Here is a 24,878-nt window from a genome sequence, read left to right as displayed (position 1 = left end):
CATGAACTGTTTGCGCGCACTGGCCGCAGTGTTTTTTCTGGTGCTGGCCTCTGGTATCGCTGCCCGCGCTGATGATGTGGCACTGACCTCGCGCGATGGCTCGATCGAGCTGACCGGCACGCTGCTGACCTTCGACGGTGAATTTTATCGTGTCGATACCGAGTTCGGCATTCTGACCGTCGACAGTTCGGGTGTCACCTGCGAAGGACCGGGCTGCCCCAGCCTTGGTCCGTTCGTGGCCGAGCTGGTCATCTCGGGCGCCTATACGATGGGCGAAGTTCTGTTCCCGGCGCTGGTCGAAGGCTTTGCCCTGCGCGAAGGCTATGCGTTGAAGCGCGAAGAGGTGCTGGGCATTGGCACGCTCTACACGCTGTATGATGGCGCTTCTGGGCAGGAACAGGCTCGCATTACGATCAAATTGACCACAAGCGCAGAAGGGTTTGCCGATCTTTTAGGGCAGCAAGCCGATATGGTTTTGTCGATGCGGCAGGCGTCCACCCGCGAACGCAGCATGGCCCGCGAGGCAGGGCTGGGCGATCTGCGTATCGCGCGGCAAAGCCGGGTGATTGCGCTGGACGCGCTGGTGCCAATCGTGGCGCCGGGCAATCCGGTGACGAAACTGTCCATCGCGCAACTGGCGGCGATCTATGCGGGCAAGATCACGAATTGGCGCGAACTGGGTGGCGAAGACGCCCCCATCACACCCTATCTGATGGATATCGAAGAAGGCTTCGGCCCGGCCTTCATGCAGCAGGTCATTGCCGCCAGCGGTGTCACCCTGTCTGATCGGGTGCGGTTTCACCCCTCGGTCACGGCGTTGAATGACGCCATTGCCAGCGATCCGTTCGGCATCGCAATCACGTCCTTCATGCGGCCCGGAAACGGCGAGGTGGTGCAGCTGTCGGGCACCTGCGGCTTTCGTGTGCGAGCCACTTCGCGGTCGATCAAGGCAGAGGATTACCCCCTGACCATGCCGATGTACCTGTATCTGCCGGAGCGGCGCTTGCCGCTCTTGGGGCGTGAGTTTCTGTCCTATCTTCGCACCGATAGTGCGCAGTTCGTGACCCGCCGGGCCGGGTTCGTCGACCAGGCGTTGACCCGCATCCCGATTCAGGATCAAGGCGACCGCATGGCAAATGCCATCGCCGCGGCAGGGGAAGAAATTGCGCTGGGCGAGCTGAAACGGATGATCGACGTCTTTGATGGCAAGGACCGGCTGTCGATCAGCTTTCGGTTCGAAGGCGGCTCGACACGGCTGGATGCGCCGTCGCGGTCCAATGTCGCCCTGCTGGCAAAAGCACTGGAAAGCGGGCGATTTGACGGGCACCAGATGGTTTTTGTCGGATTTTCCGACGGGCAGGGCGCGGCAGAACAGAACCTGGATCTGGCCCGAAAACGGGCCACATCGGTACGGGCGCAGGTTCTGGCGCAGCTCGAGGCCTTCGATGATACTCGCGTCGACCTTCAGGTCGATGCGTTCGGTGAAGCAATGCCCATGGCTTGCGATGACAGTGCCTGGGGGCGCAGCGTCAACCGTCGGGTCGAAATCTGGGTCGACTGACCCTAAAGATACCCCGACCCGCGAAAGCTGAGTTCCGTGGATTTGCCGATGATCAGATGATCGTGCAAGGTCAGGCCCAGTGCTGTTGCCGCGTCGTTCACCTGCTGTGTCATCTGAATATCGCTGTCCGAGGGTGTGGGGTCGCCCGAGGGATGGTTGTGCACCAGGATCAGCGCCGAGGCGTTCAGTTCAAGCGCCCGCTTGACTACCTCGCGTGGGTAAACCGGGACGTGATCGACGGTGCCCTGTCCCTGCGCCTCGTCCGCGATCAGCACGTTCTTGCGGTCCAGAAACAGCACCCGGAATTGTTCGGTGTCACGATGGGCCATGGTGGTGTGGCAGTAATCCAGCACCGCGTCCCAGGACGAGATCACGTGCCGCTGAATGACCCGACTGCGCGCCATGCGTTGCGCGGCGGCTTCGACGATTTTCAACTCGGTGATCACCGCGTTCCCGATCCCCGGTACATCGCGCAGGCGCTGCACGGGCGCTGTGACCACGCGGTTGAAATCGCCGAACATATCCAAAAGCGTTCGCGCCAGCGGTTTCACATCGCGGCGCGGAATGGCCCGAAACAGCACAAGCTCCAACATCTCGTAATCGGGCATGGCCTGTGCCCCTCCGGCCATGAACCGATCGCGCAGACGTTTGCGGTGATCCTTGATGTAAGACGGCAGCTTGCCGTCCTTCACCTGAACGGGAAGAACCGGCGCTTCGTCGCTGTCAAACAGCGCCTGTGGCATTTCATCGAATTGGAATTGTCTGCTCTCGGTCATGAGAGCAGACTGCACCAAAAATGGTGAATGAAAGGTTAACAACTCAAGGTTGTCAGCCTTTCATTCCATCCCAGAAACTCTTCACCTTGGTGAAGAAGGACGAGCTTTCGGGGTTGTTCTCTTCCGACAGTTTCTCGAACTCGTGCAAAAGCTCTTTCTGCTTTGCTGTCAGGTTTACCGGTGTTTCCACCGCAAGTTCGATATACATGTCGCCACGTGGCCCGCCACGCAGACCCGGCATCCCCTTGGAACGCAGGCGCATTTGCCGTCCGGATTGGCTGCCCGCCGGAATTTTCACGCGGGACCGGCCACCGTCGATGGTTGGCACCTCGATATCGCCGCCCAGCGCCGCCGAGGTCATGGAAACAGGCACACGGCAATGCAGGTGCGGGCCTTCGCGGTCGAAAATCGGATGCTCGGCCACGTCGATGAAGATGTAAAGATCGCCCGTCGGTCCGCCACGCAGACCGGCTTCGCCTTCGCCGGACAGACGAATGCGCGTACCGGTTTCGACACCTGCCGGAATGTTGACCGACAGCGATCGTTCCTTGTGCTTGCGACCCGCGCCCCCACAGCTTTTGCAGGGGTTCTGTATCTTCTGGCCGGTGCCCTGACAGTTCGGGCAGGTGCGCTCAACAGTAAAGAAGCCTTGCTGTGCGCGCACCTTGCCCATGCCCGAACAGGTCGGGCAGACCATAGGTTCGGCGCCCGCTTCGGCGCCTGTGCCGCTGCATTCCTCGCACGTTACGGACGTGGGCACATTGATGGTCTTTTGCAGGCCGGCGAACGCCTCTTCCAGCGTCACGCGCAGGTTGTAGCGCAGGTCGGACCCGCGCTGCGCCCGCGCACCGCCCCCGCGACCACCGCCCATGAAGTCGCCGAACAGGTCGTCGAACACGTCGGAAAAGGCGCTGGCGAAATCGCCATTGCCGCCGGGGTGCCCGCCACCGGGACGACCGCCCATGCCACCTTCAAAGGCTGCATGACCGAACCGGTCATAGGCAGCTTTCTTGTCAGCATCCTTCAGCACTTCGTAAGCCTCGTTCACTTCCTTGAACTGGGCTTCGGCCTTGGGGTTGTCCGAGTTGCGATCGGGGTGAAGCTCTTTCGCCTTCTTGCGGTAGGCCTTTTTCAGCTCCTCCGCAGACGCGCCCTTCGACACCCCGAGAACTTCGTAATAGTCACGCTTTGCCATGGAAATCTCCCTTTGGGAGTGAGGCAGGGCCGCACAGGCAGCCCCGCCCGTTACCTATTCAGACTTAACGCTTGTTTTCGTCGTCAAGGTCTTCGAAGTCGGCGTCGACAATGTCGTCATCCACCGCCGAGGGGCCATCAGCCTCTTCAGGCTCTTCCCCAGCCGCTTCTTCCTGCTGCGCCTTATAGATCGCTTCACCCAGCTTCATGGCCGCTTCGGTGACGTTCTGGATGCCGGACTTGATCTTGTCGGCATTGTCTTCTTCCATCACGTCTTTCAGCGCGGCAATGGCCAGCTCGATCGCTTCGATCGTGGTCGGGTCGACCTTGTCGTTATGCTCTTCCATCGCCTTTTCGGTCGAATGGATCAGGCTTTCAGCCTGGTTCTTGGCTTCGACAAGCTCTTTGCGCTCTTTGTCGGCTTCGGCATTGGCTTCAGCGTCTTTCACCATGGCCTCGATATCCTCGTCCGAGAGGCCACCCGAAGCCTGGATGGTGATTTTCTGCTCTTTGCCGGTGCCCTTGTCCTTGGCGCCCACTTCAACGATGCCATTGGCGTCGATGTCGAAGGTCACCTCGATCTGCGGCATGCCGCGCGGAGCCGGCGGGATGTCTTCCAGATTGAACTGGCCCAGCAGCTTGTTGTCCGCAGCCATTTCACGCTCACCTTGGAACACACGCAGGGTCACGGCGTTCTGGTTGTCTTCCGCGGTCGAGAAGATCTGCGACTTCTTGGTCGGGATCGTCGTGTTGCGGTCGATCAGGCGGGTGAACACACCACCCAGCGTTTCGATGCCCAGCGACAGCGGGGTCACGTCCAGAAGCACGACGTCTTTCACGTCGCCTTGCAGAACGCCGGCCTGAATGGCGGCACCCATGGCAACCACTTCGTCCGGGTTCACGCCCTTGTGCGGCTCTTTCCCGAAGAACTTGGACACCTCTTCGATGACCTTGGGCATGCGGGTCATACCGCCAACCAGAACCACCTCGTCAATGTCGTCCTTGGACATGCCAGCGTCTTTCAGCGCAGCCTGACAGGGCTTCAACGAACGTTTGATCAGGTCCGACACAAGGCTTTCCAGCTTGGCGCGGGTCAGCTTCATCACCATGTGCAACGGCGAGCCATCCGACCCCATCGAGATGAAGGGCTGGTTGATTTCAGTTTGCGACGAGCTGGACAGCTCGATCTTGGCTTTCTCGGCGGCTTCTTTCAGGCGTTGCAGGGCCATCTTGTCTTTCGACAGGTCGACCTGGTTTTCCTTTTTGAACTCATCGACCAGATACTGAACGATGCGCATGTCGAAGTCTTCACCACCAAGGAAGGTGTCGCCGTTGGTCGATTTAACTTCGAACAGACCGTCGTCGATTTCCAGGATGGTCACGTCGAATGTACCACCACCCAGGTCATAGACCGCGATGGTTTGGGTTTCGGCCTTGTCCAGACCATAGGCCAGCGCGGCGGCGGTCGGTTCGTTGATGATGCGCAGCACTTCCAGGCCAGCGATCTTGCCGGCGTCTTTGGTGGCCTGACGCTGGGCGTCGTTGAAATAGGCAGGAACGGTGATGACGGCTTGTGTCACTTCTTCACCAAGATAGCTTTCCGCTGTCTCTTTCATCTTGCCCAGAATGAAGGCCGAGATCTGCGAGGGCGAATACTTCTCGCCAGCCGCTTCGACCCATGCGTCGCCATTGCCACCGTCGACGATGGCATAGGGAACGAGTTTCTTATCTTTCTCGACAGCCGGGTCCTGCATGTTGCGGCCGATCAGGCGCTTCACTGCAAAGACGGTGTTGTCGGGGTTGGTGACGGCCTGCCGTTTGGCGGGTTGGCCGACAAGGCGTTCGCCGTCCTTGAAGGCGACGATCGAAGGCGTCGTGCGTGCGCCTTCCGCGTTTTCGATGACCCGCGGTTGCGAGCCGTCCATGATGGCAACACAAGAGTTGGTGGTGCCGAGGTCGATACCGATGACTTTAGCCATGCTCAAAATCCTCTCTTAGGCGATGTTGTGGGAGCCGACCTTGCAAAGCATCGGCCCCTGATCCCAGATTTATGACCGGTTGGGCGTGTCCCAATCCGGCGTCTCGGCGTATATAAGTAGGGGAAATGGGGCCTGCAAGCGTCCAGGGGGCCGTGAGCGGCTAAAAAACGAGTCATTTTCAGGGTTTTGACGATGTTGCGGTATGACGGCCCTTCGATTGATCTGGCGGGGGCAAGACTTTTCAAGGGGATGCTGGACCGGACTGCGCAGGAGGCGCTGGTTGTGGCGCTGCGCCCATTGGTGTTGGCGGCGCCGTTTTTTCACCCTGAAACCCGTTGGGGCAAGAAGATGTCTGTGCGCATGACCGCGGCGGGCCGTGTGGGCTGGGTATCGGACCGGCGCGGATACCGGTACGAACCGCGCCATCCGGGCGGCGCAGAATGGCCAGAGATACCCGACGAGGTGTTGAATGTGTGGCGTTCGGTGGCCGGCACGGAACGCCTGCCGGATTGCTGCCTGATCAACTATTACGGCGAAGGCGCGCGGATGGGGCTGCATCAGGATCGCGACGAAGGTGACTTCTCCTATCCCGTCGTGTCGATCAGCCTGGGCGATGATGCGCTGTTTCGGATCGGCGGCACCGAACGTCAGGCCCCCACGCAATCCGCGTGGCTGAACTCAGGCGATGTGCTGGTGCTGGATGGCCCTGCCCGTCTGGCCTTCCACGGCATCGACCGTCTGCGGTTTGGATCATCCGACCTGTTGCGCGATCATGGTCGGATCAATCTGACGCTTCGGGTCGTCGCAGACAAACCGGATTAACGACGCGCATCCCAACTGGCCGAGGCATTTCTGCGGCTATAGCTGTCGCCCATCAGCCCAAGGAAGGCCAGCACGATCGAGACGATCAGCGGATATGGCCAGTTAGAATAATGCGGGAAATAGTTGATGAACGCATAGCCCCGCGCCTGGTCGATGATATGAAACAGCGGGTTCCAGGAGAACATCGCCAGCATGAAGAAGGGCAGCGTGTTGGCCACGAACATCTTGCCCGATGCAAACATATTGACCCGCATGTAAACTGTCATCGTCATCTGCGTGAACCGTGGAAACCAGGGCTTCAGCGCCATCAGGACAATCCCGACCGAGACCCCGTTGAACCACCCCAAAAGCAGCATCATGAAGGTGCCCACCGGGTCATAGATATCCACCGGGTTGAAGGCCAGGCTATAGGCTGTCAGCACAACGATGATTGACACGATCTGAAGATACAGGGCGCTTAAGGAGGCCGCGACAATCGACACAAGCGTGTTCATCGGGCCGTGCAGCATCATCGTCGCGGTCGGACCTGTTGCCATGGCGACGGATTTCATCGTCTTCACGTTCGTCATGAAAATGAACACACCGGACATGATGTATAAAAGGAAATCCCCGCGGATCGCGGCGGTGCGCAGGCCAAGCACGCTCATCATCACGAAGAAGATGGCGACCATCAGAAGCGACTGAATGATGTTGATCAACAGGCCGATCACTGCGTTCGGGTGCGATTTGCGCAGGTCGAAGACGGTCGCGTGATAGATCACAGCCAGCATCGAGGTCGCAGCCTCGGCCCGGGTTCTGTTCACCTTCACTTCAAACATGGCGCTGCCTTTTTTGCCCGCATCAGGGGGATTCTTGCAGGGAAATCTTGCCGTTCGCTTACCCAAACATCATAAGTGGGCGAAATTATGTAATCAACTGGACCGCATAGCAGCGCGGGCAAGGAGCGATCTTTTGGATTTCGACAGTTTGGAACGCGTCATGCGTAAACTGGCACTTGAGGCCGGTGATGTGATCATGAAGATATACGATTCTGAGGATTTCGAGGTGCGCTCGAAATCCGATGACAGCCCTGTAACGGCGGCGGACGAGGCTGCGGATGCAGTGATTTCGGCCGGGTTGCGCGCGGCGTTTCCGGATGTGCTTGTGGTAACGGAAGAACAGGCCGACAGCCATGGGCAGCAGGCCGATGCCTTCCTGATCGTCGACCCGCTGGACGGCACCAAAGAGTTCATTCACCGGCGCGGTGATTTCACCGTCAACATAGCCTATGTGGTCGACGGCACACCCGTTCGCGGCGTGGTCTATGCGCCGGCCAAGGGGCGCATGTTCTTCACCCGCGCCGACGGCAGCAGCGTCGAGGAACAAGGCCCGTTCGACAAGGACAGGGTCGGATCGCTGGCCCCCATCTCGGTCTCCACCCCGGACAACAGCGCATTGATGGTCGTCGCGTCGAAATCGCACCGCGATCAGGCCACGGATGATTATATCGGCAAATACGCGGTGAAAGACATGCGGTCGGCGGGCAGTTCGCTGAAATTCTGTCTGGTTGCCACCGGCGAGGCCGATCTTTACCCCCGCGTGGGGCGGACGATGGAATGGGACACCGCCGCCGGTCACGCGGTGCTGAAAGGGGCAGGTGGCGACGTTGTGCGGTTTGATGACCATATGCCCCTGACCTATGGAAAAGACGACTATGCCAACCCGTTCTTCATCGCCTATGCGCCCGGGGTGGCGTTGCAGAAAGCGTGACGAATGGGGGTGCTGATCGTCATTCCTGCGCGTTTTGCCTCGGTTCGCTATCCGGGTAAGGCACTGGTGCCGCTGACGGGGGCAACAGGGCAGAAGAAGTCACTGATCCACCGCAGTTGGGAGGCCGCGCAGGCTGTCACCGGTATCGACCGCGTTGTCGTGGCGACGGATGACGAACGAATCCGCAGCGCAGCCGAAGGTTTCGGCGCCGAAGTTGTCATGACCTCGTCGACCTGCCGCAACGGCACTGAACGCTGCGCCGAGGCGTTGGAGGCGTTGGGTGATGGAATTGACATCGTGGTAAACTTGCAAGGCGACGCCCCGTTGACGCCAGCTTGGTTTGTCGAAGCCCTGATCGACGCCCTGAACGCCCACCCGGTTGCCGAAATGGCAACGCCGGTGCTGCGTTGTGACGGCCGGGCGCTCAGCGGTTTTCTGGACGACCGACGCGCGGGGCGGGTGGGTGGCACCACCGCCGTGTTCGGGGCCGAGGGCAAGGCGCTTTATTTCTCGAAAGAAGTGATCCCCCATACCGCAAACAGCCTGTGGGACGACACGCAGGCGACCCCGGTGTTTCATCATGTCGGGGTCTATGCCTATCGCCCTTCTGCCCTGGCGGCTTATGCACGCTGGACACCGGGGCCATTGGAGCGGTTGGAGGGGCTGGAGCAGCTTCGCTTTCTTGAGCGGGATCATCCGGTGCAATGCGTCGAGGTCGACGCGCGTGGCCGTCAGTTCTGGGAACTGAACAACCCCGAAGACGTGCCGAGAATCGAGCGCATCCTTCGCGAATGTGGAATGGATTGACCTCGCGAAATCACCGCGACGCTCACACACCCAGCGGGCAATCTGTCGCACCTTTTCGCGGAAAAATGGAATTGCCTTGAGAAATGCCAGCGATTGACCCAGTATCGTAAACAATTGCCATGAAGTTGTCAGATTTTCCGCCCATTGGTGTTCCGTATATGATTTAAGCCTGCGCAAGTAGTTTCATGGCTGGCTTGTCGAATGCGTTTTCGGGCGGACGAGTCACAACAGAGGTGTTTTCATGACGCACAAAAAGGTCACCAAAGCCATTTTCCCGGTCGCCGGGCTGGGAACGCGCTTTCTGCCCGCGACCAAATCGATTCCGAAAGAGATTATGACGCTGGTGGATCGCCCATTGATTCAATACGCGATCGACGAAGCGCGGGCGGCCGGGATCAAGGAATTCATCTTTGTCACCTCGCGCGGCAAAGGCGCGCTTGAGGATTATTTCGACAATTCTCCGATTCTTGAGCAAGAGCTGCGCCGGAAGGGCAAGGATGCCCTGCTTGAAATCCTCAAGGACACCAACATGGAAAGTGGCGCGATCGCCTATATGCGCCAGCACAAGGCGCTGGGGCTGGGCCATGCGGTCTGGTGCGCGCGCCGCCTGATCGCCAACGAACCCTTTGCCGTCATCCTGCCCGATGACGTGATCGCCGCCGAAAAACCCTGTCTGCAACAGATGGTCGAAGCCTATAACGAAACCGGCGGGTGCATGGTCGCCGCGATGGAAGTCCCTGTCGAGAAGGCCAGCGCCTATGGTGTTCTTGACGTCAAACAGGACATGGGCGCGATGGTTTCGGTCAAGGGCATGGTTGAAAAACCCGCTATCGAAGACGCACCGTCCAATCTGGCGGTGATCGGTCGATACATCCTGACGCCCAATGTGCTGCGCAGCCTGAACAAGATGAAAAGCGGTGCGGGTGGCGAAATTCAGCTGACCGATGCCATTGCTTTGGAAATCGAAAAAGGGCGCGATGTGTTCGGCTATCGGTTCCGCGGGCAACGCTTTGACTGCGGGTCCAAGGCGGGATTTTTGCAGGCCACCGTCGCCTTTGGCATGGCCCGGGAAGAGCTTCGGGATGAGTTTTCGTCCTATCTGCACGATATCGTGGCACAGCAGAAGGCGGCCGAGTAACCCCTCGTGCCGGACGAACGCGGGCAGTGGTGGACAGCCTATCGGATGCGGTGGAAACGCCGCCGCCTTTTGTGGCGTTCGTTCCGGTCGCGCCGCGACCTTGTGCCTGTTGTGGACCGCACGGATCGGATTCGCCCCGGCGATGTGCTGGCCTTCACCACGGCGCGCAACGAACAGCTGCGCCTGCCGCATTTCCTGTCGCATTATCGCGCGCTGGGCGTGGGGCATTTCCTGTTCGTCCTGAACAACAGCGATGATGCGACCGAGGCCTTTCTGGCGGATCAGCCCGACGTGTCGCTGTGGCAGACCAAGGCGGGCTACAAGGCGTCACGTTTCGGGGTCGACTGGATCACCTGGCTTCTGTTTCGCTATGGCCATCGCCACTGGTGCCTGACGGTCGATGTTGACGAGGTGCTGATCTATCCCCATTGCGACACGCGAAGCCTTCCCGACCTGACCAAGTTTCTGGAGCAATCCGATGCCGCCGCGATGGGCGCGCTGATGCTGGATCTTTTCCCCCAAGGCCCGCTGGATCAACCGACCTATGCGCCCGGACAAGACCCGACCGAGGTGCTGACGCATTTCGATGCCGGTCCCTATCGGGCAGAGCGGCAATCGCCCGCGCAGAACCTGTGGGTGCAGGGGGGCCCACGCGATCGCGTCCATTTTGCCGACCGGCCTGCGCGGGCACCCACCCTGAACAAGCTTCCGCTGGTGCGTTGGAGCCGGCGATATGCCTATCTGAATTCGACCCATTCGGCGCTTCCTCCCCACCTGAACCTGGCCTGGGACGGCCCTGTCGGCCTTTCGGGCGACACCCGCCTGTCCGGCGCGCTGCTCCATACCAAGTTCCTGCCCGACATCCTGGCCCGATCGCGGGAAGAAAAGGCGCGGCGCGAGCATTTCGGGCGGCCCGAAGATTTTGATGACTACTATGACTGGCTCTCATCCGCGCCCGACCTGTGGCACGAGGGCGCGGTGGCCTATCAAGGCTGGCGCCAGTTGGTGGACCTTGGGCTTATCTCGGCGGGCGGTTGGGAATAAGCGTTCTGCGTAAATCTGTGATTCAGGTTTATCACGAAACATTCTAAACAGGTGTTAGCCTAGCACCGATCAGGAACGAGGAACGGCGTGAGCGTCTGGACATCATACCGACTGCGGCTGAAACGCAAGCAATGCCACATTCGGGCGTTCCGCAAGCGGCGCGAGTTGACCACGGTGATCAACCGGACATCTGCCATCGCGCCGGACGATATCCTGTGCTTTTCGACCATCCGCAACGAAGCTGTCCGCCTGCCCTATTTCCTGTCCTATTATCGCGATCTTGGCGTGAATCATTTCTTTTTCGTCGACAACGGGTCGGATGATGGCGGGGACAGATATCTGGCCGACCAGCCGGATGTGTCGCTGTGGTCCACCGATGCCAGCTACAAACGCGCGAATTTCGGCGTGAACTGGACTGGGTGGCTGCAACGGAAATACGCTCATGGGCATTGGTCGCTGGTCGTCGACCCTGACGAATTTCTGGTCTATCCGTTCTGCGATACGCGGCCGATCAGGGCGCTGACCGACTGGTTGGATACGTCGGGTGTCAGGTCGTTCGGGGTGCTGCTTCTGGATATGTACCCGAAAGGGCCGATGCATAACCTGAGCTATGCGGCCGGGCAAAACCCGTTCGAGCTGGCCGATTGGTTTGACAGCGGCAACTACACCATCACAAAAAATCCGAAATACGGAAACCTGTGGATACAGGGCGGTCCGCGCGCACGCGCCTTTTTCTCGGACAACCCGGTAAACGCCCCCGCCCTGAACAAGATCCCGCTGGTGAAATGGCACCGGAAATACAGCTATGTCAGCTCGACCCACGCGCTTTTGCCGCGCGGACTGAACCTGGTCTATGACCAATGGGGCGGTGAAAAGGCGTCGGGCTGCCTGTTGCACGCCAAGTTTCTGGACACGTTCAAGGAAAAGTCGGTCGAGGAGCTTTCGCGCGGACAGCACTATGCCAACAGTCACGAATACCGCGCCTATCACGACGGCACCAACGAAGCCACGGACCTGTGGTGTGACTGGAGCGAGAAATACCTGAACTGGCGTCAGTTAGAGATGCTGGGGCTGATGTCGAAAGGAAACTGGGCATGAGCCTTGGCATCGTCATGTTGGTGCACGACGCGCTGGATCGTGCCGGGCAATTGGTGCGCCATTGGGCGACCCATGACTGCCCGGTCGTCGTTCACGTCGATGCCAACGTGACACGCGATGACTATGTGGATTTCACCACCGCGCTAAGCGATCTGGACAATGTGCGGTTCTGCAAGCGACGGCACTGCGAATGGGGCACATGGTCACTGGTTGCGGCCAGTCAGGCAGCCTCTGAAGCCATGTTAGAGACGTTTCCGGAGGTGAAACACATCATGTTGGCCTCGGGCAGTTGTCTGCCGTTGCGCCCGATTTCCGAGATGCGATCCTATCTGGGAAAACGACCGCAGACAGACTTTATCGAAAGCGTCACGACCGAGGATGTGCCCTGGACCATTGGCGGGCTGGACATCGAACGGTTTACACTACGCTTTCCTTTTTCGTGGAAACGGCAGCGGCGTCTGTTCGATCGTTATGTGAAAATTCAGCGCAGCCTTGGCATCAAGCGCACCATACCGGACGGAATTGTGCCGCATCTTGGCAGCCAGTGGTGGTGCCTGACACGTGACACCCTGTCTGCCATTCTGAAGGATCCGAACCGTCCCATATACGACCGGTATTTCAAACGGGTCTGGATCCCCGATGAAAGCTATTATCAGACATTGGCCCGTCGACATGCGACCCGGATCGAGTGTCGTTCTTTGACCCTGTCGAAATTCGATTTTCAGGGAAAGCCGCATGTGTTCTATGACGATCATCTGCAATTGCTGCGTCGGTCTGACTGCTTTGTGGCGCGCAAGGCGTGGCGTCATGCCAACAAACTGTATGACAGCTTCCTGTCCGATCAACGGGTCGTTCTGACCGGTGCCGAACCGAACCCGGGCAAGATTGACCGGATCTTTGCCAAGGCGATTGAACGACGCACCCGGGGTCGCCCCGGCCTTTACATGGCCAGCCGCTTTCCGCGAGAGGGGTTCGAGGGCAACGTGACTGCCGCGCGATACACCGTTCTGGAAGGGTTTTCCGATCTGTTTGAAGGGTTCGATGAATGGCTGGCCGATACCGTCTCGGCCCGCGTGCACGGCCATCTTTTTGCCCAGGACAGGGTCCATTTTGCGGGCGGTGCGCCGGATTTCTTTGGCGCGCTCAGCGATGATGTCAACCTGCGGGACTATAACCCCAAGGCGTTTCTGACCAACCTGATCTGGAACACGCGGGGCGAACGTCAATGCTTCCACTATGGCCCGCGCGACAATCAGGACGTGTCGTGGGACATGGCGAAGGATCCGAACGCGCGGGTTTATGTGGTGTCAGGCGCTTGGGCGTTGCCACTGTTTCATTCAAACCGCAATTTCTCGGACATCAGGGCCGAGGCCGCACGGTTGCAGAAGATCGAAAGCGAACACCTGACCGCCCTGCGATCCGGCTATGCCCGGGCGCGCTCTCAAATCTGGTCGCTGGCGGATTTTGTGCTGAACCCGACCGAGCCGCTGCAAAATGTGGTCGACGATATCGGCCCACGCAGCATCGGCCCCCTGCCAAACCTGCCGAAGATGAAGTCCCTGAACGGTTTTGGACAGTTCTTGCAGGATCTGAAAAATCAGGGGATGCATCCTTATTTGATGGGTGATTTCCCCGCCGGTCATGACCTCGTCCCCACCACCCGCATTCTGCGCAAACCCCATCTGGTGAAATAAGCCCATGCCTGGTCCGTTCGACTGTTTCATTATCTTCGCCGAAATGCGCACCGGGTCGAACTTCCTGGAAAGCAATCTGGATCAGTTTCCGGGCCTTCGCTGCTATGGCGAGGCCTTCAACCCCTATTTCATGGTGACACCGCAGACCGATGACCTGTTTGGTGTGACCTTGGCCATGCGTGACGCGGACCCCATGCTGTTGCTGGAGCGGATGAAGGCCGAAACCGATGGCCTGCCCGGATTTCGGTTCTTTCATGACCACGACCCGCGCGTGTTCAACGCGATGATCGACGATCCGCGCTGTGCCAAGGTGGTTCTGACACGCAACCCGGTCGAGGCATATGTGTCACGCCGGATCGCGATGGCGACCGACCAGTGGCAACTCAACGACACGGGCGACGCGCGCAAGGAAAAGGCGCGGTTCATCCCGGACGAATTTGAAAAGCAGTTCTATCGGGCCAAGAGCTTTCAGGCGAAAATCAAAGATCGGCTGCAACGCACCGGGCAGACGGCGTTCTATGTCGATTATGACGACGCGCAGAATCTTGATGTGATCAATGGTCTTGCCAGATTTCTGGGCGAAGACAGCCGGATCAAACGCTTCGCAAGCACGTTCAAGAAGCAAAATCCCGAGCCCTTGTCCGACAAGGTGCAGCAGTTCGAATTGTTGGCCTCGACCGTGGCGCGTATCGACATTTTCGACCTGCACAGGCTTCCGAATTTCGAGCCGGGCCGACCACCTGTGATGAAATCCTATCTGGCGTCGGACGAATTGCGGTTGGTTTTCCTGCCGATTGCGGGGGGGCCGACGAAACCTGTGACGGACTGGATGGAGACCGCCGGGCCGCTGCTGGGCGATTTCTCGCAAAAGTCATTGCGGCGATGGAAACGGCAGAACAAGGCACATCGCAGCTTCACGGTGCTGCGCCATCCGGTCACGCGCTTGCATTCCGTGTTCTGTGACCTTCTGGCGGTGGACAAAGACGGGTCGGATATGGACCTGAAACAGGCGTTGCGGCAGGAGCATGACATCGCCTTGCCTGACACGGCCAATGCGAGCTGGACGCCGGAAGATCATCGGCAAGCGTTTTTGCAGTTCATCGCCTTTGTCGCCAGATCGCTGAGCGGCCAGTCCGCCATCGGTGTCGATCCGCGCTGGGCAACGCAGGTGGCGACGATCAAGGGTTTTGCCCGCTTCACCCTGCCCGATCACATTCTGCGGGAAGACCAGTTGCCCACAGGCATCGCGGCTGTTCTGGCCGAGGTCGGGGCAAGCCATGCGCCGCCCCTGCCCGCGGCTGTGCCGGATGCGCCTTATGCGCTTGAACAGATTTATTCCGGCGAAATCGAGTCCGCTGTGCGCAAGGCATATCAGCGTGATTATGTCATGTTCGGATTTCAGCCCTGGCAGCGCCGCCGCCAACCGTGATCACGCCGCCTTGTTGGACAGGCTTTCAGTCAGCAACGCATGAAGCGTGGTGGTGTCGGTGTTGGCGCGCAGCTTCGCACAGATCGACGCATCCCGCATGGTGCGTGACACCAGCGCCAGCGCCTTCAGGTGGTCGACACCGGAATCTTCGGGGGCAAACAGGGCAAAGACCAGATCGACCGGCTGTTTGTCGACAGCGTCGAAATCAAAGGGCTTTTCCACACGCATGAAGCAGCCAACAACCTTGTCCAGCCCACTCAGCCGGGCGTGCGGCAAGGCCACCCCGCGGCCAACACCTGTTGGCCCCAGGGATTCGCGTTGTTGCAGCGCGGTGAAGGCTTCGCTGCCGTTGATGCCATAGCATTCGTTCACCACGTCTCCAAGATCCTGAAACAGGCGCTTCTTGGATGACACTGTCGACACGACCTTTACGGCCGACGGCTCGAGGATGCTCGAAAGTTCCATCGCCACCAACTTTCCCCGCCCACCATCGGGCGGGAGGTTTACACTGCGTTTTTAGGGTCGATCCAGCCTACATTGCCGTCTTCACGGCGATAGACCACATTCATCCCCTCGGTTTTCTCGTTGCGGAAAACCAGAACGGGCGCATGTGCCAACTCCATCTGCATGACCGCTTCGCCAACTGACAGCGATGGGATCTGAGTCTCCATCTCGGCGATGATCATGGGTTGGAGCGAGGCGTTGTCTGCTTCGTCCTGACCTTCTTCTGAGGCGAGGATATACGAGGCTCCGCCGAAAACTTCAACCGGGTCCACACGATCCTTGTGATGGTCCTTCAATCGACGCTTGTAGCGGCGCAGTTGCTTCTCCATTTTCTCGGCGCAATTGTCGAAGGCGGCGTAAATCTCGGTGGCGACACCCTTGGCCTGAGCGGTCAGGCCAGTGGACAGATGCACGATGGTTTCACACACAAATTCATGCGCGCTTTTGGAAAAAATCACCTGCGCACGTGTGGGGCGTTCGGCATATTTCTGAACCACCGCACCCAGTTCATCTTTCACATGAACCTGAAGGGCATCACCGATGTCGATTTGCTTGCCACTGATTTGATATTGCATCCATACCTCCTATGGTCGTGCAGGCCTCAAGATGCCTAACCCCATGCAGGGAAAGGCGAAATCCTATCTACTTTACATAGCGTTGTGTCTGTTTTGAACAACCTTGCCCGTCCAAATTTGTTTGGACGATCCGTCATGCAGATCCCGCGCGCAAAGGGGCGGGAACGTTGGATCAGGCGGTCTTTCATTATCTTCATTTGGCGACGAGTCGTGGGGGCTTGTCAACCACATCACATCGCCACCCTCCTATTTGATCGAGAAATTCTGACCCAGATAAACCCGTCGCACATTCTCGTCCCGGATCACCTCGTCGGTGGTTCCGCTCATCAGAACATGTCCGTCATGCAGGATATAGGCACGGTCCACGATCTCAAGCGTTTCGCGCACATTGTGATCGGTGATCAGGACGCCGATGCCACGATCCTTCAGGTCATGAACCAAAGTTCGGATTTCGCCCACGGCGATCGGATCGACCCCGGCAAAAGGTTCGTCAAGCAAAAGATATTTGGGGTTCGAGGCCAACAGGCGGGCGATTTCGACCCGGCGTCGTTCACCGCCCGACAGGGCCAGCGCAGGGGCGCGTCGCAGGTGACTGATCGAAAACTCGTTCAGCAGTTCTTCCAGCCGTTCGCGCCGTTTGTGGCGGTCCGGGGTCGAGATTTCCAGAATGGCCAGGATGTTGTCTTCGACCGACATGCCGCGAAAAATCGACATCTCTTGCGGCAGATAGCCGATGCCGTATTTCGCCCGCCGATACATCGGCAAAAGCGTCACGTCGCGCCCGTCGATCAGGACCTGCCCGGCCTCGGGCGTGATCAGCCCGGCGATGGCATAAAAGGTCGTCGTCTTGCCGCAGCCGTTCGGACCAAGCAGGGCCACGACCTCGCCCCGGTGAAGCTCAAGGTTCACCTCGCGGATCACGGGCTTCTTGCGATAGCTTTTGCGCAATCCGATGATGCGCAGACCGGCATCGCCGTTTTCGACGGTCAGATCGGGGGTCTCTGTCATCAATCTGCACCTGTCTGGATGATCGACTTCACACGCCCGTCCATCGTGCCGGTGCCCGACTGAAGGTTGACCGTCAGTTTTTCCGAGGACAGCGCGTTTTGTCCCTGGGTCAGGATCACGTCGCCGGTCATTACGATCACGCCGCTGGCGATGGTGTAAATCGCTTCGCGCGCTTCGGCGGCTTCGGCGCCATTGACCAGTGTCACACCGTCGGATGCCAGAAGGCGCGAAATCTCACCGGTTGTATCGTCACCGGTGGCATATTCGACCCGGACCTTGCCCGCAGTCAGACGCATCGCGCCCTGACCGATCTGGACATTTCCGCTGAACGTGGCCGACCCGTCGGATTGGTCGACTTGCAAAAGATCTGCGGATATTTCGACAGGAAGGCTGCTGTCATGCTTCAGACCCCCAAAGGCAACCTGGGCCTGCGCATGGGCCGCGATCGGCAATACGAGCGCAAGCAAACAGGCCGCGATGCGTGCAGATCTTGTCACTTATATGTCCCCTCTGTCTTGGGATCGTATATCAGTTTTACACCCCCTTTGAAAACCAGAAGATAGGTATCGCTGCCCTCGCCTTCGCGGGTGATCTCGGCCCGTCCTGCGGTCAGATGCCCCATCGGGCCGTCCGCCTCGACCGGGCCAAGCGTTCTGGCTGAGGTTGCATCCAGCGCGGTCGACAGCCCGGAGGTCGCAATATGGTAGTTGGTCGAGGTGACGAGCGTAACACCCCCCGACAGGTCGACGACATTCGACTGGCCGTTGATCACCGCAGAGGACGCGTTGATGTCCACAGCGCCCCCGTCCGGCGTTTCGATCCGCGCGGCCAGCCCGTTGGCGTTAAACACGTTCGTCTGTTCAGGGTTCGGCACCGCGCTTCTGGCCGAGAACGTGATTGCCGCGCCGTCTTCGGTGACACTGGAAAATCGCGGGCTGTCGATGCGCTGATCGCCGGTCAACTCGTCCAGATTGACGCGGGCATAGGTCAGGGATGTGGTCGGATCGATGGATTTCGAGATCAGAAACATCGTCGACAACAGCGCCAGCGCACTGACCGGCAGAAGCACTTTCAGCCACGCGATGAAGCGCGAATACGGGTTGTCGGGTCGAACCATGTGACCTCGGTTTCGTTATCCAAGTTGTTATCTAGTCATCAACCCGCCCGATCCAAGCCGCCGATGCGGATTGAGCCGGTCAATGCGAGAAAATGTCGATCTCGGGCCAGCCGGCCAGATCAAGTTGCGCGCGCATCGGCAAGAAATCGAAACAGGCCTGCGCCATCTCGCTCCGGCCTTCGCGGGCCAGACGCTGATCAAGCTCGTCGCGCAAGCGGTGCAGATACAGAACGTCCGATGCAGCATAGTCCAACTGTGCGGCGGTTAACTCTTCCGCGCCCCAATCGCTCATCTGTTGTTGTTTCGAGATATCGACCTTCAGAAGCTGCTCCAACAGGTTTTTCAGCCCGTGGCGGTCGGTATAGGTTCTCACCAGTTTCGACGCGATCTTGGTGCAATAGACAGGGGCGGTGACCACGCCAAAGGCGTTCAGCAGTGCGGCAATGTCGAAGCGACCGAAGTGAAACAGTTTAAGCACGTTCGGGTCCGTCAGCATCTTTTCAAGGTTCGGCGCGCTGGTTTGACCCTTTTCGACCTGCACCAGATGTGCGTCACCGTCACCCGACGACATCTGCACCACGCACAGCCGGTCGCGATGTGGGTTCAGCCCCATGGTTTCGCAATCAATTGCCACGATCGGCCCAAGGTCCAGCCCGTCGGGAAGGTCACGCTTGTAAAGATGGTTGGCCATATCCGCCCTCTTGCTTCGTTTCCCCCCTGATAGGCGCGAAGGGCGCGGGGTTCAATGAAAAGGGATCACGCGCCGTGATACAGCCCCACCACATGCTCGGCTTCGGCGAAGAACAGCCAGCGCCCGATGACGACGCCAACCAAATGGAGGGCGAGCGCCACGAAGGCGGTGATATGGCCCGGAGAGGTGAGCAGAAGAATGGCGGCGGGCAGCACCCCCGCAAGAGCGAGCGCGATCCACCGAAGTTTCTCGGCGTGCTTTCGACCAACGCGATACACCATCTCGTCCACAACATAGTTGCGGGCCGTGTGTCCGCTTTCCAGCATTCGCACGGCTCCTAGATGGCCCAACCCGGTGGCGTCGCCGGTCGTGCCGCGCGCCAGCGCGCGCCTGTCGCCCACCCGCCACGCGGCGAACAGGGCCAATGTCAGCGCCAGCAGCAAACACCCCGCGATTTTCAACTCGCCCGCCAAGAGCGCCCCGCCGCCCAGAGCATGTAGCAGGAACAGCACGGGCGTCAGCGGTTGGTTCCAGCGCGGAATGGTTTTGAGCTGGGTATAGATCATCGCGGTCGTAACCACGGTGATCAGCGCCAGAACAGAGCCTATTACACCCGAAACGACCATTTCTGCCCCCAAGAAGATGCGCGGCACTGCGACCAGCGCAAACAGAAACAGCGTCAGGATCGCGGCAATACCTTCGCGGCTCAGCCAACTGGTGCGCCATTGGCTGAGCGCATAGATCGCGTTCTTCCTGTTCCCAAGGTGGAAGGTCGAGGCCAGCAAACCGGCACAGGACAGGGCATAGGCGATGAAGAAGAAGGCAAAGGCGCTGCCGCCCTGCACATCCGGCACGCCCAGACCCAGCCAGAAAAACAGGCCGAATCCCAGCCCGGACAGGGTGGTAAAGATGATGACGCTGGGGGCGGGATGCATCCGGTTTCTCCGTCAAAGTTTTTCAAGGGCTTTGTCAAGCCAGCCAAGAAAACCTTTCGGCTCGTCGGCGACGGCGGTCAACGGGGCGGTGCCCAACGTGTCCTTGGGGCGCGGCGGCAGGTACTTGTTCACGGGTTTGGTGCCAAGATCGGGCATCAGGTCATAGCCGCCGCGGTTTGCCACCAGCTTCGACACATCGCTGTCGGGATCGCCCAGATCGCCAAAGTGCCGCGCGCCGGCGGGGCATGTGCGCACGCAGGCGGGCACACGATCTTCTTCCGGCAGGTTTTCGTTATAGATCCGATCAACGCAGAGGGTGCATTTCTTCATGATCCCGGCTTCGCGGTCCAGCTCGCGCGCGCCATAGGGACAGGCCCAGGCGCACAAGCCACAGCCGATGCAGCGATCTTCGTTCACCAGCACAATCCCGTCTTCGGATCGCTTGTAACTGGCACCTGTCGGGCAAACCGTCACGCAGGGCGCATCGTCGCAATGCAGACAGGACCGCGGCATGTGGACGGTTTGCGCTGCTTTGCCTTCGGCTTGCGCCTCATAGGAAAACACCCGGTTCAGAAACGTGCCGCCGGGGTCCGCACCATATGGGTCCGTGTCGGACAGAGGTTCGCCATAGTTCTGCGTGTTCCAGCCCTTACACGCGGTCACGCATCCATGACACCCCACGCAGGTGTCCAGGTCGATCACCAACCCCAGCTTCTTGTCGGTCTTGTCAGGCAGTGCCGTCATCAGATCTTCCTTGCCACAACATTCGGACCTTGCCCAACAGGCGAGGTGATCGGCGGATGCGCAGGCTGACTTTCCGCAGGTTTAGGCTCTGTTTTTTCGATTTTGACCCGCAGATCAAACCACGCCGCCTGCCCCGTCACAGGGTCTGAGTTCGCCCAGCGAAGCCCGTCCCCTTTGGGCGGTTGAAGCTCGTGAATGAGGTGGTTCAGAAGAAACCCCTCGGTCGCTTCCGGTGCGTCCTTGTCCAGCGCCCACGCCCCCTTTCGCTTGCCGATGGCGTTCCATGTCCAGACGGTTTTGGGGTTCAGCGCCGCGTGATGCGCCACCGGCACGGTGATCGACCCGTGCGCCGAGGTGACGGTGGCAAAATCGCCTTCGGCAAACCCGTACTGTTCCCAGATCTCGGTCGGCAGATACAAGGCGTTCTTCCCTGTGATCTGCCGCAGCCACGCGTTCTGCGTGCCCCATGAATGATACATATGCATCGGGCGCTGGGTCAGCGCGTGGATGGGGTATTCGTCCGGGTCAACGCTCTGATCCTCGAATGGCGGATACCAGATCGGCAGCGGGTCCATGGTTTCCGCGATACGGGCGCGCAAATGATCGGGGGGCTGGATATCGCCATGACCCTCGGCGGCCAGTTGGAATTTCCGCATCGGCTCGACATAGAGGTTGAACACGTAAGGCGCCTCGGCATCGAAAATGCCGCGATCCACGGCCCATTCCTGATACGCCTTGTTCCAGGGTTTATAGAATCGTGCTTCGTCCGGAATATGGTCGATCCAGAACCCACCATTCTCGATATAACGGTCGATTTGGGCTGGGTTAGGCTCTCCGCGCCCCCTGCCCTCGCCGTCTGTCCCACGCCAGCCCGCCAGTGGGCCAACACCCGGACGGCGTTCGTGGTTCACCATATAATCGGCGTAATCACTGAATTTCGGCGACCCGTCATCCGTGACGAATCCCGGCAGTCCCAGCTTGGCCCCCAGTTGGATCAACACCGTCTGAAACCCGCGCACATCGCGGTCGGGTTCGACCACAGGCCAGCGGATCGCATCGGCGGCGGCGTCGGCTTCGCAAATCGGGCGGTCCAGCAGGCTGATGCAATCGTGCCGTTCCAGATAGGTCGTGTCGGGCAGGATCAGGTCCGCATAGGCCACCATTTCCGAGCTGTAGGCGTCGGAATAGATGATGTGCGGAATGACATAGTCGCCCGCCTCGTCCGTATCGGTCAGCATCCGCATCACCTCGGACGAGTTCATCGACGAATTCCACGCCATGTTCGCCATATACATGAACAGCGTGTCGATCTTGTAAGGATCGCCTGCGTGGGCATTGGAAATCACCATATGCATCAACCCATGCGCCGACATCGGGTTTTCCCATGTAAACGCCTTGTCGATGCGTTTGGGCCGGCCGTCTCCGTCCAACAACAAATGCTCCGGCCCCATCGGATAGCCCAGATGCGGGCCGTCCAGCGGCTGGCCGGGGGTGACGCCGGCATGCGGTTTCGGGTGCGCCTCGGCCGGCTTGGGGTAGGGCGGTTTGAAACGAAACCCGCCCGGAACTTCGACCGAGCCAAGCAGGATTTGCAGCAAATGAAGCGCGCGGCAGGTCTGAAACCCATTCGAGTGGGCCGAGATCCCGCGCATCGCGTGGAAGCTGACCGGCCGCCCGATCATCTTGTCGTGGGTCTGTCCCTTCCAGTCCGTCCAGGGCTGATCCAGCACGATCTCCTCCTCGAACGCCACGCGGGCCAGTTCGGCAGCGATCGACTTGATACGACCGGCAGAAATGCCTGTGCGCTTAGCAGCCTGGTCCGGGGCGTAATCGTCGGACAGATATCGTTCGACCAGAAGCTGGAACACCGTGCGGTGTGTCTGTCCGGCGTCCTGATAGCTGGCCGCCAGATCAGGCATCACGCCGGGCCTATCGTAATCCGCCAGCTGACCTGTTGCACGGCATATCACCTGAGGTTTACCGTTTTCACCCCGCAGGAAAAGCCCTTTTTCCGGTGAGTTAGGCTCTTCATTCACGATGAACCCCGCATTGGTGTAACGCGACAGATACCCCAGATCGACTTTTCCGGCGCGAAGCAATTCATGCACCAGTGCCAAGATGAACAGCCCATCGGTGCCGGGCGTGATGCCCACCCACTCATCCGCAATCGCGTTATAGCCGGACCGGATCGGATTGACGCCGATCACGCGCACGCCCCGTTCCTTCAGCTTGCCCAATCCGATCTTGATCGGATTGGAGTCGTGGTCTTCCGCCACACCAAACAACATGAACAGCTTGGTGCGGTCCCAGTCGGGTTGCCCGAACTCCCAGAATGCGCCGCCCATGGTATAGATGCCCGCCGCCGCCATGTTGACCGAACAGAAACCGCCATGTGCCGCATAGTTCGGTGTGCCATAGGCTTGTGCGAACCAGGATGTGAAGCTCTGGCTCTGGTCGCGGCCAGTGAAGAACGCCATTCGGCTGGGGTCTGTCTGGCGCAAGGGGGCAAGCCATCCGGCGGCGATCTCCAGCGCCTCGTCCCACGAGATTTCTTCAAACTCGCCCGAGCCACGCGGGCCGACCCGTTTCAACGGGGCGCGCAGTCGTGACGGCGCATAATGCTGCATGATCCCGGCCGACCCCTTGCCGCATAGCACGCCATTGTTCACCGGATGGTCGCGGTTGCCTTCGATATAGGCGACCTGCCCATCCTTCATGTGCACGTTGATCCCGCAACGGCAGGCACACATATAGCAGGTGGTCTTGCGAATCTCATCGGACACGGGGGGCGATGTCTCGATCCTAAGGTGCTCCGGCTTTGTCATTTCGGTGAAGGCCCCGTTGCGCTGATTGGTCTTGCAAGACAGCTTATCGCGGTGACGCGGCATGTTCACCTTTTCCCTGCTGTTTCAATGAGCCAATCAGCCTGCCCGACCTATCGGTAGGGCCAGATAGGGCTGGGTTTAGGTCCAGACTGGGTGGACGTGAGAATGCACGATGCAACGCTTCAGTTGCCAGCCCGTCTGCGGGCGCATAGCGTTGGGGGTATGGATTATCACAACCTGATAGACGCCGAAATCTGGGCTTTTATTCGCGAAACCGAAAGCCACTATCCCGCGGATACTGCCCAAGCCGAAATTGCGACGCAGCGCGCGATTTATAACCGAATGTGCCGCGCCTTCTTTGCGGGGTATCCCAAAGGGGTTCAGGTGAAGGATGGGTCTGCCCACGGTGTTCCTATCCGTGTGTATGAACCCACGGCACCGGGCGCGACCGTGGTTTACTTTCATGGGGGCGGGTTTGTCGTGGGCGGGCTGGACAGTCACGACGACATATGCGCCGAGATTTGCGTGCAGGCGCAGGTCCGGGTGGTCAGTGTCGAATATCGCCTGTGTCCTGAACATCCGCACCCGGCGGCGTTTGAAGATGCTCTGACTGCCACCAAATATATGACCCTAACCTGGCCCGGAACGCTTGTTTTGGCAGGTGACAGTGCGGGGGGAAACCTGGCCGCCGCGGTTGCGCATAGTGAACGTGAAACGCTTGAACTGGCGGGACAGGTTTTGATCTATCCGGGGCTGGGCGGGGACAAGACGCAAGGCTCGTATCGCGATCACGCACACGCACCGATGCTGACGTTGGCGGACGTCAACTTTTACGAAACCATGCGCTTTGGTGGCGCCGCGCCAACGAATGATGCAACCGCCGCGCCACTGGCTGATACGGATTTCACGCGCCTTCCGCCAACGGTGATCTTCACCGCCGAATGCGATCCCCTGGCCGATGATGGGCGTATCTATCGCGATGCAATCCGTGCGGCGGGGGGCAAGGCGCGATGGGTGAACGAGGCCGGGCTGGTCCACGGCTATCTGCGGGCGCGCCACCGCGCCCGGTCTGCGCGCGACAGCTTTCAACGTATCGTGGCCGCAACAAAGATGCTTGCAGAACAACAGTGGCGCGACTGACCCTTTCCACATCTGCGTTATTGCCATATTCTAACGGCATAAAAAGGC

Annotated in this window: 23 protein-coding genes; 10 read left to right on the top strand and 13 right to left on the bottom strand. The window is 59.5% G+C overall.

Features of this window, described 5'->3' with window-relative positions; all coding sequences use genetic code 11:
- The first annotated feature begins 1 nt into the window (after position 1).
- The gene (locus tag MUY21_RS10035) at positions 2-1,561 is read left to right on the top strand and encodes a phosphate ABC transporter substrate-binding/OmpA family protein (RefSeq protein ID WP_248410259.1); all 1,560 of its coding nucleotides are present in this window, start codon (positions 2-4) and stop codon (positions 1,559-1,561) included.
- 2 nt (positions 1,562-1,563) lie between these two features.
- Here MUY21_RS10035 and radC read toward each other — a convergent pair whose 3' ends face one another.
- From radC to dnaK, 3 genes are all read right to left on the bottom strand, one after another.
- Entirely contained in the window at positions 1,564-2,337 is a 774-nt protein-coding gene (gene radC / locus MUY21_RS10030) for a DNA repair protein RadC (protein ID WP_248410258.1), read from the bottom strand.
- 52 nt (positions 2,338-2,389) lie between these two features.
- Entirely contained in the window at positions 2,390-3,532 is a 1,143-nt protein-coding gene (dnaJ, locus tag MUY21_RS10025; protein ID WP_248410257.1) for a molecular chaperone DnaJ, read from the bottom strand.
- A 64-nt stretch (positions 3,533-3,596) separates the two neighbouring features.
- Positions 3,597-5,510: a molecular chaperone DnaK gene (gene dnaK / locus MUY21_RS10020; RefSeq protein ID WP_248410256.1), complete on the bottom strand. Its 1,914-nt coding sequence runs from the start codon at positions 5,508-5,510 to the stop codon at positions 3,597-3,599.
- 192 nt (positions 5,511-5,702) lie between these two features.
- Here dnaK and MUY21_RS10015 point away from each other — a divergent pair, with 192 nt between their 5' ends.
- The gene (locus MUY21_RS10015) at positions 5,703-6,332 is read left to right on the top strand and encodes an alpha-ketoglutarate-dependent dioxygenase AlkB (RefSeq protein ID WP_248410255.1); all 630 of its coding nucleotides are present in this window, start codon (positions 5,703-5,705) and stop codon (positions 6,330-6,332) included.
- Here the strand turns inward: MUY21_RS10015 and MUY21_RS10010 are convergent.
- Entirely contained in the window at positions 6,329-7,150 is an 822-nt protein-coding gene (locus MUY21_RS10010; RefSeq protein WP_248410254.1) for an ABC transporter permease, read from the bottom strand. The genes MUY21_RS10015 and MUY21_RS10010 overlap by 4 nt on opposite strands.
- Positions 7,151-7,283: 133 nt before the next feature.
- Between MUY21_RS10010 and cysQ the strand changes: the two genes are divergently transcribed.
- The 7 genes from cysQ (at position 7,284) to MUY21_RS09975 (ending at position 15,291) form a co-directional block, all read left to right on the top strand.
- Complete coding sequence (cysQ, locus tag MUY21_RS10005) at positions 7,284-8,081, top strand: 3'(2'),5'-bisphosphate nucleotidase CysQ (protein WP_248410253.1); 798 nt, start codon at positions 7,284-7,286, stop codon at positions 8,079-8,081.
- Between the two features lie 3 nt (positions 8,082-8,084).
- Positions 8,085-8,888: a manno-octulosonate cytidylyltransferase gene (locus MUY21_RS10000; protein WP_248410252.1), complete on the top strand. Its 804-nt coding sequence runs from the start codon at positions 8,085-8,087 to the stop codon at positions 8,886-8,888.
- A 241-nt stretch (positions 8,889-9,129) separates the two neighbouring features.
- On the top strand, positions 9,130-10,026 hold the full coding sequence (gene galU, locus MUY21_RS09995) for a UTP--glucose-1-phosphate uridylyltransferase GalU (protein WP_248410251.1): 897 nt from the start codon (positions 9,130-9,132) through the stop codon (positions 10,024-10,026).
- Between the two features lie 6 nt (positions 10,027-10,032).
- A complete protein-coding gene (locus tag MUY21_RS09990) occupies positions 10,033-11,070 on the top strand; it encodes a glycosyltransferase family 2 protein (protein ID WP_348984590.1) in 1,038 nt (345 codons plus the stop codon).
- An 87-nt stretch (positions 11,071-11,157) separates the two neighbouring features.
- Positions 11,158-12,168, top strand: coding sequence for a glycosyltransferase family 2 protein (locus MUY21_RS09985; RefSeq protein WP_248410250.1), 1,011 nt, complete (start codon positions 11,158-11,160; stop codon positions 12,166-12,168).
- Positions 12,165-13,862 (top strand): beta-1,6-N-acetylglucosaminyltransferase, encoded by a 1,698-nt coding sequence (locus MUY21_RS09980; protein ID WP_248410249.1) that lies wholly within the window; start codon positions 12,165-12,167, stop codon positions 13,860-13,862. Before MUY21_RS09985 ends, MUY21_RS09980 begins: the two co-directional genes overlap by 4 nt.
- A 4-nt stretch (positions 13,863-13,866) precedes the next feature.
- Positions 13,867-15,291 (top strand): sulfotransferase family 2 domain-containing protein, encoded by a 1,425-nt coding sequence (locus MUY21_RS09975; protein WP_248410248.1) that lies wholly within the window; start codon positions 13,867-13,869, stop codon positions 15,289-15,291.
- Here the strand turns inward: MUY21_RS09975 and MUY21_RS09970 are convergent, their stop codons facing one another.
- The 9 genes from MUY21_RS09970 to MUY21_RS09930 form a co-directional block, all read right to left on the bottom strand.
- On the bottom strand, positions 15,292-15,756 hold the full coding sequence (locus MUY21_RS09970; protein ID WP_248410247.1) for a PTS sugar transporter subunit IIA: 465 nt from the start codon (positions 15,754-15,756) through the stop codon (positions 15,292-15,294). It lies immediately after the preceding gene.
- A 38-nt stretch (positions 15,757-15,794) separates the two neighbouring features.
- Entirely contained in the window at positions 15,795-16,370 is a 576-nt protein-coding gene (gene raiA / locus MUY21_RS09965) for a ribosome-associated translation inhibitor RaiA (protein WP_248410246.1), read from the bottom strand.
- A 246-nt stretch (positions 16,371-16,616) separates the two neighbouring features.
- Positions 16,617-17,378: an LPS export ABC transporter ATP-binding protein gene (lptB, locus tag MUY21_RS09960; protein WP_191286881.1), complete on the bottom strand. Its 762-nt coding sequence runs from the start codon at positions 17,376-17,378 to the stop codon at positions 16,617-16,619.
- Positions 17,378-17,875, bottom strand: coding sequence for an LptA/OstA family protein (locus MUY21_RS09955; protein WP_248410245.1), 498 nt, complete (start codon positions 17,873-17,875; stop codon positions 17,378-17,380). The genes lptB and MUY21_RS09955 overlap by 1 nt, the downstream gene beginning before the upstream one ends.
- Positions 17,872-18,495 (bottom strand): hypothetical protein, encoded by a 624-nt coding sequence (locus MUY21_RS09950; protein ID WP_248410244.1) that lies wholly within the window; start codon positions 18,493-18,495, stop codon positions 17,872-17,874. The genes MUY21_RS09955 and MUY21_RS09950 overlap by 4 nt, the downstream gene beginning before the upstream one ends.
- 79 nt (positions 18,496-18,574) lie before the next feature.
- On the bottom strand, positions 18,575-19,186 hold the full coding sequence (locus MUY21_RS09945) for a ribonuclease D (RefSeq protein ID WP_191286884.1): 612 nt from the start codon (positions 19,184-19,186) through the stop codon (positions 18,575-18,577).
- A 65-nt stretch (positions 19,187-19,251) separates the two neighbouring features.
- Positions 19,252-20,121 carry a DmsC/YnfH family molybdoenzyme membrane anchor subunit gene (locus MUY21_RS09940; protein WP_248410243.1) on the bottom strand — a complete coding sequence of 290 codons (870 nt, stop codon included), beginning with the start codon at positions 20,119-20,121 and terminating at the stop codon, positions 19,252-19,254.
- 12 nt (positions 20,122-20,133) lie between these two features.
- Entirely contained in the window at positions 20,134-20,865 is a 732-nt protein-coding gene (locus tag MUY21_RS09935) for a 4Fe-4S dicluster domain-containing protein (RefSeq protein ID WP_248410242.1), read from the bottom strand.
- On the bottom strand, positions 20,865-23,690 hold the full coding sequence (locus tag MUY21_RS09930; RefSeq protein ID WP_248410421.1) for a molybdopterin oxidoreductase family protein: 2,826 nt from the start codon (positions 23,688-23,690) through the stop codon (positions 20,865-20,867). The genes MUY21_RS09935 and MUY21_RS09930 overlap by 1 nt, the downstream gene beginning before the upstream one ends.
- 222 nt (positions 23,691-23,912) lie before the next feature.
- On the opposite strand from MUY21_RS09930, the gene MUY21_RS09925 reads away from it, so the two are divergent.
- Positions 23,913-24,830, top strand: a complete 918-nt coding sequence (locus MUY21_RS09925) for an alpha/beta hydrolase (protein WP_248410420.1) — start codon at positions 23,913-23,915, stop codon at positions 24,828-24,830.
- The last annotated feature ends 48 nt before the right edge of the window (positions 24,831-24,878 follow it).

Origin of the sequence: Aliiroseovarius sp. S2029, from assembly GCF_023195575.1 — a bacterium.
Lineage (GTDB): Bacteria > Pseudomonadota > Alphaproteobacteria > Rhodobacterales > Rhodobacteraceae > Aliiroseovarius > Aliiroseovarius zhejiangensis.
The sequence above is the reverse complement of the archived record's forward strand: the minus strand, read 5'-3'. Positions and strand labels throughout refer to the sequence as shown.